Source organism: Lactococcus formosensis (genome assembly GCF_037892375.1).
Lineage (GTDB): Bacteria > Bacillota > Bacilli > Lactobacillales > Streptococcaceae > Lactococcus > Lactococcus formosensis.
Genome location: NZ_CP141721.1, coordinates 1,789,156 through 1,802,994 on the forward strand (window position 1 = coordinate 1,789,156; position 13,839 = coordinate 1,802,994).

Genomic DNA, 13,839 nt, shown 5'->3' on the forward strand with positions numbered 1-13,839 from the left:
GGGGAAATGGTTCGGCATTTGCTTTTATAGCATTAAAAAACTTCATGACTCACAAAAAGCCATGAAGTTAAAAAAGCTAAATATCAAAGAAAGGATTAGTATTTTCTTTACTTTCAATAATTTCAACATCTGTGCCAAAGCTAGCTAGTTTTTCAGCGACTTTTGGGATAAAGAGATGTTCCAAGTAATGTCCAGGATCAAGTCCAGTAAGCCCCTGCGAAAGCTGGTCATGACCAACGTGATAATATATATCGCCCGTAATATAGAGATCTGCACCTTTGGCGTGAGCTTCCGGCCAAAATTTGCCGCCGCTACCACCACAGATTGCCACACGTTGAATAGTCTGGCTCAAAGAGCGATTATAGGTTACCAAACGCAGATGATCTAAAGCAAAAGTTTGTTTCATTTTTTCTGAAAAATCAGCCAAGCTCATCGGTGTAATATTTCCAACACGGCCTAAACCTTCTGCTGATAAGATTTCCGTATCTTTAATTTCTAAAAGATCACAGAACCAATCGTTAAGCCCGCCATCCACAACATCAATATTGGTATGGCTTGTATAAACTGCGATGCCTGCCTTTATCAAATCAAGGATGATTTTTTCCTGACTGTCCGCATCTGTCAGGTTTGCTAAAGGCCGAAAAATAACTGGATGTTTCGCTAAAATCAAATCCACATCTTTTTCAATAGCCTCTGAAACTGTTTGCTCACGAATATCTAAAGTAACCAAGACCTTTTTTACTGGAGCATCAAGCGAGCCTATCTGTAAGCCAACAGGATCGCCTTCTACTGCTAAATCTTTGGGACAAAATTCTTCGTACAAGGCCATGAAATCTCTGATTTTCATAGGAGGACTCCTTCTATTTTTTCTTTTTCTGCTTGAACTGTGGTACGTTTTTCATGGTTTTCAGGAAGTCGCTCAAGTATTTTATTTAAAGTATTGAGCTCTTTATTCCACTTTTGGCGGAAGACTTCTGACTTTTCTTGGGACAAATATGGTCCAAATTCAAGTTCTGTTTCATTCAGCTCGGCTGTGCCATGTTCTGCCACAATAATTTCGTAGATTTTCCCTGCTTCAAGAAGTATCTTTTCGGAAGTAATTACAAAATCATGGTCCATAAGCCAAGAACGAAGGCTTTCTTCATGATTATTGGGTTGTAAGATAAGCTGCTCCACTTGGCTCAATTTATCTTTTCCTGCTTCGAGGATTTCGGAGATTAAAATACCGCCCATACCAGCAATTACAATGCTGGTGATATTATCTCTTTCTTCAAAGGCAGCCAAACCATCGGCTAATCTGACTTCAATCTTCTCTTGCAAGTTCTGCTCAGCCACGTGATTATGGGCGATTTGATAAGGTCCTTTAACCACTTCGCCTGCGATGGCAAAGTCAATCTTTTCTTGCTGAACCAAATAGGTAGGTAAATAAGCATGATCACTGCCCACGTCTAGAAGACGGCTGTTCTGCTTCACGAGATTAGCGACAGCTTGTAGGCGTTTCGAGAGTTTTATTTCATTCATTTAAGTTTTTCTTTCCAAATTTACAGTATTCGAGCACAGGACATTCCTCACACTTTGGTGCACGTGCTGTACAATGATAACGGCCAAAAAAGATGAGATGGTAATGACTTTCCACCCAGCGTTCTTCAGGAATCAGCTTCATCAACTTCTCTTCAACCTCCAAGACGGAGGCTTTTTGTGGCACAATATCCAAGCGTTTTGAAATCCGTTCAACATGCGTATCAACAGCAATTCCGGGAATACCGTAGGTCTCTCCCAGAACAACATTTGCTGTTTTCCGTCCTACACCCGGTAAGGTTTGCAATAACTTCTTATCTCTTGGCAGTTCACTATTAAAATTTTCTACCAACATTTGGGAAGTCTTGACAATGTTTTTCGCTTTTGTTTTGTAGAGTCCAATCGTTCGGATACATTGTTCAACATCTGCGACATCTGCCTGTGCCAAGCTTTCCGGATCAGGGTATTTAGCAAAAAGTCCTGGTGTTGCCTTGTTCACACCCTTATCTGTAGCTTGTGCGGATAAAATCGTGGCAATTAAAAGTTGAAAAGGTGTTTCCCATTCTAGTTCACCATGTGCTTCGGGAAACATAGCAACAATGATATCTAAAGCTTCTAAAAATCGTTTCTTACTCAGCATATTATTTTCCGTTCCAAGGTCCATCCATCGGGATATAGAAATCAGTAGTTTTATGGTTTTGCATTGCTTCGGTACGCTCTTCCTTGCGCTGTTCCACAGCTTGCGTGCTCATCAAGCCATCATTACGCCAATTGCGTAAAATGGCTTTAATGTAGTTGAGCGAAACCTTGCGATTTACTACTGCTTCACGTAAGGCAAGTTTAATGAGCTCAAAGTCGTACTTCTCTTCAAACAAGAGAATACGAAGTTCTTCGCTTTGCATCGGAGTAATCATGCCCATTTCCGCTTCGAAAATATTGACCAACTCTTGCAGCTGGTTCTTGTTTTGTTGTGTTGGAGCAGTTGTTTCTATTTGTTCTTCTTTAGCTAAGCCATCCAATTGGTCTAATTTTTTTAAAGCTGGTGTGACATCAAAAATAGTTTCCATATCTCCAGCAATTCCGAGTAAAGTTACTTTTAAAGAACCAAAATCTTGAAGCTTATCAATACTGCGGTTCACATCTGCAAGTGTTTTTCCTGTTTTAGTTGCAATTTCACTTGGCGCTATATCACGATTTTCATATAAATAGAGCCAAACCAAAAAATCCTCTGCCGAAGGAAACACTTGAGCAAAATGCTCCAGCATAGCATGAGGAAGTACGATGTGTCCAGTCATGTAATTTTCATAGTAGGTCATAGTTCTATTTTATCATAAATGCTTCAATCAACCATAGATACATCTTTATTATGATACACTTTTAATTTTTAAATTTTTTGACATAAACAAGGCGCTCAACAAATGCAAAAATAATAACGATAATTACTGCCAGCGTACTATGAGAATCAACGATTCCTAATACTTTTAGAAGTGCAATAACAACAATTTCAAGTGCAATTAATATGGCGATAGCTACAATGTTTTTCATAAACGCCTCTTATAATTCTTTATTTTTAATAATGATACATGTTATTTTAGCATAAACAATCCTATAGAATACTACATCTCGAGACCTATTTATTGAAGGTTAGCCTATTTACAAAATATGATATGGAATAAAAAAAAGAACCCCTCATTACGAAGAGTTTCTTTGTTTATTTGATGCCAATTTCAATCAAATTCTTCATATTCATTCGGATCTTGTCCATCAATACGTCCGTCTGATTTTTCCAGTGTATTAATCTGTGCAACTTCCTCTTCTGTTAATTCAAAATCAAAAATTGCTAGATTTTTTCGTTGATGGATTAAATTTCTCGATTTTGGAATGGGAACAATGCCACGTTCTACATGCCAACGCAATACAATTTGACCTGCTGTCTTCCCATACTTTTCAGCCAGACTTGTGATAATGGGCTCTTCAAGGGCATCATTTCCTCGCCCTAATGGACTCCAGGCTTCTGTGATGATACCACGCTCAGCGTTGGCTTTCACCATACGCTCTTGCCCCCAATAGGGGTGAATTTCGATTTGGTTAACGGCTGGAGTAACCCCAGTTTCAGTAATAATCTTATCTAAATGCTCAGGTTCAAAGTTGGAAACCCCAATAGAGCGTATTAAGCCCATCTTTTGAGCTTGGATTAAAGCTCTCCAAGCTTCTACATACAGCCCACGTTTAGGAAGAGGCCAGTGAATCAGATATAAATCAAAATACTCCAAGCCCATACGATAGAGCGACTCTTGAATCATGGCCAAAGCATCTTCATAATGGTGATATTTTCCCGGTAACTTTGTCGTCACGAAAAATTCCGAACGTGGGAGGCCTGAGCGACGGATAGCCTCACCGACTATTCCTTCACTGTCATAGTTGGTTGATGTATCCAAAAGACGGTAACCACTCTGGATAGCTGTCAACACCTGATCCAGACCTTCTCCACCTCTTATCTGGTAGGTTCCTAGCCCTACAGACGGTATCAAGTGACCATCATTCATCGTTAGTAAAGGTGTTTTCATCAGTAAATCCTCCTTATAGTTGAATTTTTCACAGAAAATAAACACATATTCTCTATATTTTCATTCTAACATAGGACAGAGTTGAAGAAAAAATACCTGTTTATTAATTTTGGACGAGGAGGTTTTATTTTCCCAGCTATTATTTTCCAAACAAGGATTTGTATTCGCCGTATCCCTCTTCTTCTAACTTTTCAACCGGGATAAATCTTAAAGCCGCAGCATTTATACAATAACGCAATCCTCCTTGATCTTGTGGTCCATCATTGAACACATGTCCTAAGTGAGAATCAGCCTCCTTACTTCTTACTTCCACACGATGCATGCCTAATGAAAAGTCAGCTTTTTCTTTGACCCCGCGTTTTTCTATGGGATGAGTAAAGGACGGCCAGCCACAACCAGCATCATATTTATCCGTGGAGCTAAAGAGCGGTTTACCACTGACAACATCAACATAAATCCCGTCTTGATAAAAGTCATCGTATTTTCCTGAAAAAGGACGTTCAGTTGCATTTTCTTGAGTCACTGCATATTCTATGTCAGACAATCTTTGCTTGAGTTCTTCTTTTGAAGGTTTTTCCATTATAAACACCGCCTTATCTGCTTTTCTCCCTTTATTATAGCACTCTCTCAATAAAAAGTATTTGCTTCTGTCTGTAATTTCTACATGAAGCTCCTTGTTCTATCACCATAAAAAAACCACTTATCTAAAGTGGTATTTCTTCATCTTTGAACTCTAGTTTTTAGCAATGCAATACGTCGCACGATGACATTTTTTAGTTTTATCGCACCCATATTGTCCATCACTTCGAGGCAACTTGCTATCATTTTTTCACCTTTATTTCGACTTTCGAAAGCGTAAGTATAACATCCTTTTAAAACACGAGCAATTGCTTTACTTGTCAAATCTGATTCCACAGCGAGACTATTTAACCTTGATAATATAATTCCCGCCTTTGCATCACAATCTGCCTCAATAAATACCAATTCAGCCTTAATCAAAATATTGATAAGCAATGCACGGTATTCATGAAGTACTTTTAAATATTTAAAAACATTTTTATTTTTAAAAAATGTTTCGATAATATTCCAGACCAAGTTCAGATTGAGTTGCTCTAAAGTGTGGATAAGAATGTACAATTCGTAAAGCCCCCAAAGCGGTCCCTCTGATAAAAGAGATTCAACATCTTGAATTTCTTTTCCCGATAACTGAGTATAAGTTGCTTTGGCACTCAACGCAATCATGTAGGTCGAATCATTCTCATACTCTAGGTTTTTTTCATACAGATGGTGGAGTTCTGCCTCGTCTTGATTATAGTATGCATCCTCAATATTTTGAAACTGTGTAATAAAATATTCTGGCAAGCCGTTATTTACAAGCAAGGAATAATCTAAAATAGTGAGATTCATACACTCTAGAAGAGATTCAAGCTTGTCAAAGGACACTAAAGATTTGCCATTTTCAAACTGTGAAATCGTTGCTTTAGAAACCCCGCTTAGTGTATTCAACTCTGATAGACTCATATTTTTTTGTAACCTTAAGTTGCGAAATATTTTTCCATACTTACTATAAATCATTTTACACCAACCCTACTTTCAAGCGTTCTAAGACAGATAAACTTTATCATTATCTACTTCGTAAGCTCTCACTTTCCAAGATAAAATTATATCTTTTTTGTTCTTAGGAGTATATACCAAACAGGATATGTTTAGAATGCTAAACATAGTATGCTTACCTTAGATTTTGACTTGTCACTTGAGGGGGCTTTTTGTTATGATTGAAAGTTATTCGAAAAGTAATTTTGGTTTCTTCTATTATAATGGTAGTGGCAAGTATTTCTCTTTAAATACGATAAAAAAAACGAGGTTTTACAGGACCTCGTTTTAGTTCATTATTATTTTGTTATTATATTACTTTGATTGGAGGATCAATTAGTAAAAGAAGCGAATGAGTATACCACCCATGATGAGGACAATGGCACCACACAAACGGTTGGCCATTTGTGCAAAGGCAATCATTTCCATACGATCAGAGGCAGAGAGAACAGCGATATTACCTGTTCCACCCATAGAGTTGTTAATCATACCAGCACCGATAGCTGTTTCGACAGGGTACATACCTAAGGCGAGCCCCAAGAACCAGCTTGTCAAGCCCATAGCAATAACACTTGTCAGACAGAGCACAATAAATTGCCATGTCAAAGCAGAACCTAGTGTGGTCAAATCAATCAATGCCAAACCAATACCTGCCAATACCGCATGTGTAAGATTAGTCATGATGATTTGGTTAAACATCACCACTGATTCTTCCAGCTCTTTTGGTACAGCATCAAAGGCTTTGAGAACAAAGACGATGATGATCATAAAGGCGTATTCATGGATATTTGGGAAGAATTTGTTTAAAATCACACCCACCATGAGTAGAGTAAAGGCATAAAGCATACCGACACCAATTTTAGTGGCATCAAATTCAATTTTAGGTTTTGCGAGTTCTTCTTTTGTCGCAGAAACTAAAGTTCCGTGACCATTGTATTTTGATTTTGCAAAGATTTTAGAAATAGAAAGCGCCCCAATGATGGCAATAATATTCCCAAAGGTTACTGCGGGAGCAAGTTGAGAGAAAATTGCAGTTTGGTTACCATTGGCTAAACCATCAGCATAAATTTGTGATAATGGTGTAATTCCGGCTCCCATACCACCAGACATCATCGGCATTGAAACATACATGACAGAGTCTGCAAATCCATTGCCAAGCAAGACTCCCATACCACCAACAGCGAAGAAACCAACAACCATTGTCACCAAAGCAACAGGGATAAATTTAGCTGAAGCTTTGACAAGCAAACTTCTGTTCATACCCAAGATTGACCCACAAATCAGGGCTGCAATATAGAAATCAAGAAAACCAAATTGACCGCCCATAAATTTGCCTACTGCATCAATCACATTTGCAGGAATAATATGGAAAAAGGATAAGAGAGTTGCACCTAACAAAGTGAAGACTGACCCACCACCTAAATATGAATTCATAATGGGTAATTTTTCACCGATAAAGTAAAGCAAGTGCCCCAATAGTACTAATAGGAGTGTAATACCCACCATGTTAAGTGGCAATTTCCCTAAACCTATCGTCACTGCCAACACAATCATAAAAAAGGCATAGAGAGGAAGACTTATTCCTGAAATTTTTATTTCTTTTAATTTTTTCATTTTAATCCATTAACCTCTTAGTATTTTGGATACCATTTCATCTCGCGAACGGCTTTCACCATATCTTTTTCTTGAGCCTGTGCTAAGCCTTGTTCTTGCGCTTTTTTCGCTACTGCTTCTGCAACTTTGATTGAAACATCAGCAACATATTCAAATGGAGGAAGCACAGGAGCACCAGCAGCACCTGGATCCACAAGACCGCTCAATGAATGCGCAGCGGCACCAATCATTTCATCAGTAAGAAGTGATGCTTCTGAAGCCAACATACCAAGACCCAAACCAGGATAGATCAACGCATTATTGGCTTGACCGATTTGGTAGTCCACACCTTTATAAGAGACAGTTCCTGAAGGTATACCTGTTGCAACAAAAGCTTTACCATCAGACCATGTAATTACTTGTTCAGCAGTTGCTTCCAATTTTTTAGTAGGGTTTGAGATTGGGAAAATTACTGGACGTTCAGTGTTGGCACACATTGCTTCAACAACTTCTTTGGTAAACGCACCAGCATCAGTTGAAGTACCAACCAAGATAGTGGCTTTAACTGTTTTGATAACACTGGCTAAGTCAGTCATATTACCAGCATTTGCAAAATCCGCACGTTTTTTAGCAAACGGTTTTTGCGCTGGAGTCAAATCTTCCATATCATCAAAGAGCAAACCTTGTTTGTCCATCATGAAGAAATGGTTGTAAGCTTCTTCTTCTGAAAGTCCTTCACTTACCATTTCTGCATGAACACGGGCAGCAATCCCTGCACCAGCAGATCCACCACCGTAGCAGAGATAAACTTGATCCGTTAATTTTTCACCTGTGATATCAAGTGAACCGAAGATACCACCTAAAACAACAATACCAGTTCCTTGGATGTCATCATTGAAAGTTGGGATTTCTTTTTTGTATTTGTTTAAGATATTGGCAGCATTTGAACGGCCGAAATCTTCCCAGTGCAAGTAGAGTTTAGGGAACATTGCTTCAGCAGTTTCCACAAACTGATCAACAAAGTCGTAATATTGGTTACCATAAACACGTGCGTGACGATTTCCCAGATACATTGAATCTTCCAAGAGCTCTTTACGGTTAGTACCTGCATCAATAACGATAGGAAGAACTGATGCTGGATCGATACCGGCTGCTGCAGTATAAACCATTAATTTACCTACAGAGATATCAACGCCTTGTGTGCCCCAATCGCCAATACCAAGAATCCCTTCAGCATCTGTCACAACAATCAGTCGGATATTACGATCGCCCGCTGCATTTTTCAAGGTCTCTTGAATATTTTCTGGATGGTTGATATCAAGGTATGCAGCATATTGTGGATCTACAAAAAGACGACTGTAGTTTTCGATAGTTTCAGCAATAACTGGATCATATACGATAGGGTTAAACTCTACGATATGTTGGTTAAACAAATAGTAGAACAAAGTACGGTTTGTATTGAAGATTTCCATCAGGAAATGACGTTTTTCCAAATCAGATGGTTTTTCCAAGTAATGTTGGTAAGTTTGTTCTGCTTGTTCTTCAAGTGTTTGAACATAAGGTGGCAAAAGACCGATTAAGCCAAGTTCCTTACGTTCTTCCATAGTAAATGCTGTTCCTTTATTTAAAAAAGGATTGTTTAAAATTTCATGTGCACGCATTCGTACGTCCTCCAAATTTATTATTCCTATAAGAAATTCTTACAAGATGTATTTTAATACTTATAAAAAATTATAGTCAAACCTTTGGGTTATGATAAATATTATTTATAACAAATCGGAAAACTTGTGATAGAATATAAGGGTCAAAGGAGCGTCTAAACTAATGAACTTGCATGATTTCGAGTACTTTAATGCCTTAGGAGACTTGTTGTCTTTTACTGCTGTTTCTAATCATTTTGGGGTAAGTCAGCCGACAATTACCTATGCTGTAAAGAGATTGGAACAATATTATAACTGTAACTTAATATACAAAGATCCTTCTCACAGGACAGTTGTCCTGACAGATGAAGGAAAAATATTGAAGATTCATATCGAAAGTATTTTAGAAGAGTTGGCACTGACGCAAAGAGCCATCGAGCATTCTAAAAATCATCAAAATCATATTGGTTTTCCTCCTATCATTCGAGCAAAAATCCTGGCTCAACTCTTAAACGATAAGAATGCGATTAGCTTTTTATCGAAATTTGATTTAGTATCGGGTGGCTCGGAGGAACTTCTGGCCAAACTTATCTCCGGTACAATCGATTTTAGCCTTATTGGCAGCATTGCTCCCCTGATGCACCCCAACCTTTTTGTGAAGCTACTTTATCAACGCGAATTTTATATCTTTGTCTCTAAAGATAACCCACTTGCCTCACGTCAAGAAATTTCATTTAAAGAAGCATTGGATTATCCGTTTATCCTGCTTGATGAAAGCTTTGTGCATATGGAAGCTTTCCAAAATTTAAATGAAAAATACAAGAAAAAAGCAAAAGTACTCTTTAATTTTTCTGATATCCATACTATTGGCCAACTGGTCAACTCAAATGTTGGCATAACCTTGATGACCGATTTTCTTCCTTTTGCCGATATGGATAGTCTTATAAAGATACCACTAATACCTGAAGATAAGCAAATTTTTCATGTTCAATATGCTTATTTAAGAAGTACACTGCTCAATTCAGACTTGAAAGAATTAATTCGCTTACTCGATGAACTAAATGAAAAAATAAATTGAAGTGAAAAGATAATTTTTCTCTTTTTTCTTTGTTAATTTTTCTCCATTTTTTTCACAAACTTTCTTCAACCGCATAATTCCGGAAAGAATTGTTTGACAACCTCCCCTTAAAAAAGGTAAAATATTCACAAAGACTATGTAAAGGAGATAACATGGCTGGCTCCCAAGTTAATAAACAACTACCCAAGGCAACTGCAAAACGTTTGCCTCAATATTATCGCTTGTTCAAACTTTTAGTTGATGAACAAGTAACACGCACAAACTCACAACTTATTTCGGAAAAAATTGGTGTGGATGCGGCGACGATTCGTCGCGATTTTTCACTCTTTGGTGAGCTGGGACGTCGAGGCTATGGTTATGAAACACGCGCTTTGCGTGATTTCTTTGGAGAATTACTCGGACAAGATCAAGAAACACATATCGCACTCGTAGGAGTCGGTAACCTTGGACGTGCCCTTATCAATTATGAATTCCAAAACCGTAATAAAATGCGTGTAACCCAAGCTTATGATGTTCCAGAAAACCCTCTCGTTGGTACAACAACTTCTACAGGCGTTCCTATCTACGACATCGCTGACTTCTCTAAAAATATTAAAGATTCTAAAATCAAAACAGCAATTATTTCTGTAAATAAAGAGAATGCTCAAGAAGTCGCAGACATTCTAGTGAAAGCAGGCATTAAAGGTATCCTCAATTTTTTACCTTTGCGCTTACAAGTTCCTGAAGATGTCGTTGTTCAGTCGATTGACTTAACGAAAGAGCTTCAAACCCTCTTATTCTTTATGTCAAATAAGGACATCAAATAAACATATAAAAAAGCATGATTGAAAACCATGCTTTTTTATTTTTTAATCATTTCGTCTTTTTTAAATATCATAAGTCAGATAAAAATTTACGATATTCTCTTGGAAAAAAACGCCGTATTTCATCAGAATTATAGCCAATCAGGTAATTATTTTCATCCAGAATAATAGGCGTCTTAAAAAGTGAAGTATTCATTTTGAGATAGTAAAGTGCACTTTTTAACTTCATGTCTGCTACTTTTTCTAATTCTTCTTCATTTTTATGGTTGATTCTTTCTGGATTTTTGAATAGTTCATTCATGCCCTCTGTCGTTAGCGATAAAATTTTTAACAAATCATCTATAGTTATTTGACTTATGTTTTGCTTTTCAAAATCAATACCATAACGTTCGAACCACATGAAAGCCTTTTGACTGGATTTACACTTGCTTCTATAATAAATTTTTAATATGCGCCACACCTCGTTACTATTACATTTATCATTTGGAGATTAAATAAAATTAAGAAATAAAATAGGTAATACCAAAAGTAAAAAGAAGGGAATCATCACTTGCATTGGATCCGAAATAATATGTGCCGCTAGATCCATAGAAAGCTGTTCAAAAGGAGAGATAGGGCTTGTTTTTATCAAGTTATCTCCGGAAACATTGCCTGTCATACTTAAATTCATTGTCTTACTACTCTTAGCATTTAAAGGGCTTGTTTTTGTTAAACGCCCTTGAACTAGACGGCGGTATACTGTCCCTACATTTCCCTCACAACGGATGAGTGTTAGGATTGGTGTTCCTTTAACTTCACTATTCACCACATCGACTTGCGTGTCCTTTATGACTTCATTTTTAGTCACTTGATACTCGTACACATTCTGAAAATCAGTCGCGTAGACTTTATCACCCTTGACGAGATTGCTGATGCGATTGAAAAGAACATCGACATTTTGATTTGTATTGACATTATAAATATTGTGGGCCAAGAGGACGTAATTGCCTTTTCCTAATTTTTGTCCTTGTCTATAAGTGGAAGCGCCGGTCATCAAATTTGTTTGACTTATCCCGGCCAATATGGGCAAGTTCACTTCTTCTTTTGGAATATAAAGCTTTCCTATCCCGTTATCATTGACAGTATGTTGGAGATTTTTCCTACTTTCCGCAAAATTAGTAACATTTACGCTGGCAATTTTGCTTTCATCATAATCAGCTTTGAGTATCTTATCTGGATTATAAGCGGACAATTCGTGTTGCTTCCCCACGTTAATATTAGGCAAAGCAGATTGTGTCTGCATACGGAAATAGCCGTAAATAGCAAAACCTAAAATAGAAATCATAATCACAAGCATCACGACAAACATACCACGTGTCACCATTATCAAACGGCGAATACGTTTCATGGCCCGTGCCGAAATTTCTGGGTCCTTCTTGCGTGACTGTTTCAAGAAGATACGATAAAGCAAAAAGAGGATAACAAACAAGAGGAAACAAAGTCCTAGTGACCCCATCACAACAGTTTGATAGGTCCAAATATTACGCTTGCTCGTCTTTTTAGACATAGCTTCTTTATATGGAATACGTTTCCCATTTACAAGTAGGCGATAAGTATTAATTCCTGGTGGAGTACAAGTTAAAAGTGTCACGCGATCTTCACCAGGAACGATTTTCACCTTGTCTACTTCACTCGGAAGAACTTCCTGAAAAGAATCAATTTCATAGGCGAGTTTTTTACCTAATATATTAATAAAGAAGATATCTCCTTCTTTCAGATTTTTGATATCTGTAAAAAGAACTTGGTTTTCTAATCCACTGTGTCCACTAAGTACAGCCCGCGTATTCTTTCCCCCAATCGGCACAGAAGACGATTCAAAATGCCCCACGCCTTTATCTAGAGTTCCATAAGAAGTCCCGTGATAAAAGGGAAGATTATTGACATCGATAGCGGGAATGTCAATCGTCCCCATTACTGGAGGATTGCCGTTAGAGATAACTTTACTGTAATCTACTGGATGACCAACTTTTCCTTCTTGACGGTCAAAGATATATTGGTTGTATTTTTCAGCTAAAGCCCACTGCTCGTCTCGTTCTTTTTGACTCATCTTTTTCAGACTATCATTGTAACTACTGGTTGCGACAGACCTTTGTTGGTTAGCCATGTAATTACCAATGATTGGGTAGATAAGAATTCCAATACCAATAAAAATCAATAGGAAGGCAAAAACAAGGAGGGGAGAAACTCTTCGCCTTTTTTGACTTGATGAGACAGTCATATTCCGTTTATTTCTTTGTTTTTTAATCAATTTTTTCTCCAATTTTTCTTCAAAGATTTATTTATTTTTGAAAAAATATAAGATTGAAGTTCTGCATACAATCCTGTTTGCATTCTACTTCAATCTTAATTTTCCAAGGGTTATTGAGTTGTCACACTTATTCGTGTGCTTTTTTCGTCCACCAAAGTCCACTGAATCCCACAAGTACAATCACGCTTATCATCGTGATAATAATTTGATAGGATCCAATATTACCGCTTGTATCAGGGAGCTTATCTGGCACATTGGTATCAGGAATTTGCGGTGTATCTGGCAAAACCATACTTGATTTTGGATAAATATAGACTTCATTAATCAAACCATTTGCATTTTGCATAGGGAGGGAAACCAAAACAGGAGACATTGGTGTAGGGACTTGCTCACTTTTTGATTCTGTGACTTGGTACACACCACGAGGAAGACCTGTTAATTCGGCTTCGCCTTGAGCATTTGTTGTAACAGTTTGACTAAAAGCATCAGCACCTTGAGCGGTCACATAAGTGTTCATTTCAGTTTTAGTCATGCGTGTAATCGTATATTGTACGCCTGCAAGACGTTGAAGATCTTCTGTGCCACTTGTTACTGGCGTCCCGTCATGAGTTAACTGACTTTCTTGACTATCATTCAAGTTATATTTGATAATGTGAATACCGTAGCTCCCTGTGTCTTCTTGTGCTGCAACATTTTGACCAAAGCTAAAGTATAAGAGAGCCAACAAAGCAGCTATTAGAGTAAAAATATATTTTTTCAA

15 protein-coding genes are annotated in these 13,839 nt (G+C 37.6%); 2 read left to right on the forward strand and 13 right to left on the reverse strand.

Annotated elements, in window-relative coordinates; genetic code table 11:
* Positions 1 to 76: 76 nt before the first annotated feature.
* The 10 genes from VNN39_RS08650 to VNN39_RS08695 form a co-directional block, all read right to left on the reverse strand.
* Positions 77 to 847 (reverse strand): Nif3-like dinuclear metal center hexameric protein, encoded by a 771-nt coding sequence (locus VNN39_RS08650; RefSeq protein ID WP_338997460.1) that lies wholly within the window; start codon positions 845 to 847, stop codon positions 77 to 79.
* The gene (locus VNN39_RS08655; protein ID WP_213432874.1) at positions 844 to 1,521 is read right to left on the reverse strand and encodes a tRNA (adenine(22)-N(1))-methyltransferase; all 678 of its coding nucleotides are present in this window, start codon (positions 1,519 to 1,521) and stop codon (positions 844 to 846) included. The genes VNN39_RS08650 and VNN39_RS08655 overlap by 4 nt, the downstream gene beginning before the upstream one ends.
* Complete coding sequence (nth, locus tag VNN39_RS08660; RefSeq protein WP_339007285.1) at positions 1,514 to 2,158, reverse strand: endonuclease III; 645 nt, start codon at positions 2,156 to 2,158, stop codon at positions 1,514 to 1,516. Before nth ends, VNN39_RS08655 begins: the two co-directional genes overlap by 8 nt.
* Before the next feature lies 1 nt (position 2,159).
* The gene (locus VNN39_RS08665; protein WP_165714177.1) at positions 2,160 to 2,834 is read right to left on the reverse strand and encodes a DnaD domain-containing protein; all 675 of its coding nucleotides are present in this window, start codon (positions 2,832 to 2,834) and stop codon (positions 2,160 to 2,162) included.
* Positions 2,835 to 2,895: 61 nt separating this feature from the next.
* A complete protein-coding gene (locus VNN39_RS08670; protein WP_017369865.1) occupies positions 2,896 to 3,063 on the reverse strand; it encodes a hypothetical protein in 168 nt (55 codons plus the stop codon).
* 182 nt (positions 3,064 to 3,245) lie between these two features.
* A complete protein-coding gene (locus VNN39_RS08675; RefSeq protein ID WP_338997464.1) occupies positions 3,246 to 4,085 on the reverse strand; it encodes an aldo/keto reductase in 840 nt (279 codons plus the stop codon).
* Positions 4,086 to 4,224: 139 nt separating this feature from the next.
* Entirely contained in the window at positions 4,225 to 4,665 is a 441-nt protein-coding gene (gene msrB / locus VNN39_RS08680; RefSeq protein WP_338997466.1) for a peptide-methionine (R)-S-oxide reductase MsrB, read from the reverse strand.
* 140 nt (positions 4,666 to 4,805) lie between these two features.
* The gene (locus tag VNN39_RS08685; RefSeq protein ID WP_165711681.1) at positions 4,806 to 5,660 is read right to left on the reverse strand and encodes a helix-turn-helix domain-containing protein; all 855 of its coding nucleotides are present in this window, start codon (positions 5,658 to 5,660) and stop codon (positions 4,806 to 4,808) included.
* Between the two features lie 354 nt (positions 5,661 to 6,014).
* Complete coding sequence (locus VNN39_RS08690) at positions 6,015 to 7,292, reverse strand: 2-hydroxycarboxylate transporter family protein (protein ID WP_017371074.1); 1,278 nt, start codon at positions 7,290 to 7,292, stop codon at positions 6,015 to 6,017.
* Positions 7,293 to 7,309: 17 nt separating this feature from the next.
* Positions 7,310 to 8,932 carry a malolactic enzyme gene (locus VNN39_RS08695; RefSeq protein ID WP_339007053.1) on the reverse strand — a complete coding sequence of 541 codons (1,623 nt, stop codon included), beginning with the start codon at positions 8,930 to 8,932 and terminating at the stop codon, positions 7,310 to 7,312.
* Positions 8,933 to 9,095: 163 nt separating this feature from the next.
* On the opposite strand from VNN39_RS08695, the gene VNN39_RS08700 reads away from it, so the two are divergent.
* On the forward strand, positions 9,096 to 9,989 hold the full coding sequence (locus VNN39_RS08700) for a LysR family transcriptional regulator (RefSeq protein ID WP_165714171.1): 894 nt from the start codon (positions 9,096 to 9,098) through the stop codon (positions 9,987 to 9,989).
* A 152-nt stretch (positions 9,990 to 10,141) separates the two neighbouring features.
* Positions 10,142 to 10,795 carry a redox-sensing transcriptional repressor Rex gene (locus VNN39_RS08705; RefSeq protein ID WP_339007055.1) on the forward strand — a complete coding sequence of 218 codons (654 nt, stop codon included), beginning with the start codon at positions 10,142 to 10,144 and terminating at the stop codon, positions 10,793 to 10,795.
* A gap of 67 nt (positions 10,796 to 10,862) precedes the next feature.
* Here the strand turns inward: VNN39_RS08705 and VNN39_RS08710 are convergent, their stop codons facing one another.
* The 3 genes from VNN39_RS08710 to VNN39_RS08720 form a co-directional block, all read right to left on the reverse strand.
* The gene (locus tag VNN39_RS08710; protein ID WP_333558934.1) at positions 10,863 to 11,252 is read right to left on the reverse strand and encodes an ArsC/Spx/MgsR family protein; all 390 of its coding nucleotides are present in this window, start codon (positions 11,250 to 11,252) and stop codon (positions 10,863 to 10,865) included.
* Between the two features lie 30 nt (positions 11,253 to 11,282).
* Positions 11,283 to 13,079 (reverse strand): class C sortase, encoded by a 1,797-nt coding sequence (locus VNN39_RS08715; RefSeq protein WP_338997472.1) that lies wholly within the window; start codon positions 13,077 to 13,079, stop codon positions 11,283 to 11,285.
* A gap of 127 nt (positions 13,080 to 13,206) precedes the next feature.
* Positions 13,207 to 13,839: a pilin N-terminal domain-containing protein gene (locus VNN39_RS08720; RefSeq protein ID WP_338997474.1), complete on the reverse strand. Its 633-nt coding sequence runs from the start codon at positions 13,837 to 13,839 to the stop codon at positions 13,207 to 13,209.

Coding starts and splice junctions, on each gene's coding strand:
- VNN39_RS08685 (WP_165711681.1), bottom strand. CDS start 5,660: ATGATTTATAGTAAGTATGGAAAAATATTTCGCAACTTAAGGTTACAA.
- VNN39_RS08690 (WP_017371074.1), bottom strand. CDS start 7,292: ATGAAAAAATTAAAAGAAATAAAAATTTCAGGAATAAGTCTTCCTCTC.
- VNN39_RS08655 (WP_213432874.1), bottom strand. CDS start 1,521: ATGAATGAAATAAAACTCTCGAAACGCCTACAAGCTGTCGCTAATCTC.
- VNN39_RS08670 (WP_017369865.1), bottom strand. CDS start 3,063: ATGAAAAACATTGTAGCTATCGCCATATTAATTGCACTTGAAATTGTT.
- VNN39_RS08700 (WP_165714171.1), top strand. CDS start 9,096: ATGAACTTGCATGATTTCGAGTACTTTAATGCCTTAGGAGACTTGTTG.
- msrB (WP_338997466.1), bottom strand. CDS start 4,665: ATGGAAAAACCTTCAAAAGAAGAACTCAAGCAAAGATTGTCTGACATA.
- VNN39_RS08665 (WP_165714177.1), bottom strand. CDS start 2,834: ATGACCTACTATGAAAATTACATGACTGGACACATCGTACTTCCTCAT.
- VNN39_RS08650 (WP_338997460.1), bottom strand. CDS start 847: ATGAAAATCAGAGATTTCATGGCCTTGTACGAAGAATTTTGTCCCAAA.
- VNN39_RS08705 (WP_339007055.1), top strand. CDS start 10,142: ATGGCTGGCTCCCAAGTTAATAAACAACTACCCAAGGCAACTGCAAAA.
- VNN39_RS08695 (WP_339007053.1), bottom strand. CDS start 8,932: ATGCGTGCACATGAAATTTTAAACAATCCTTTTTTAAATAAAGGAACA.
- VNN39_RS08675 (WP_338997464.1), bottom strand. CDS start 4,085: ATGAAAACACCTTTACTAACGATGAATGATGGTCACTTGATACCGTCT.
- nth (WP_339007285.1), bottom strand. CDS start 2,158: ATGCTGAGTAAGAAACGATTTTTAGAAGCTTTAGATATCATTGTTGCT.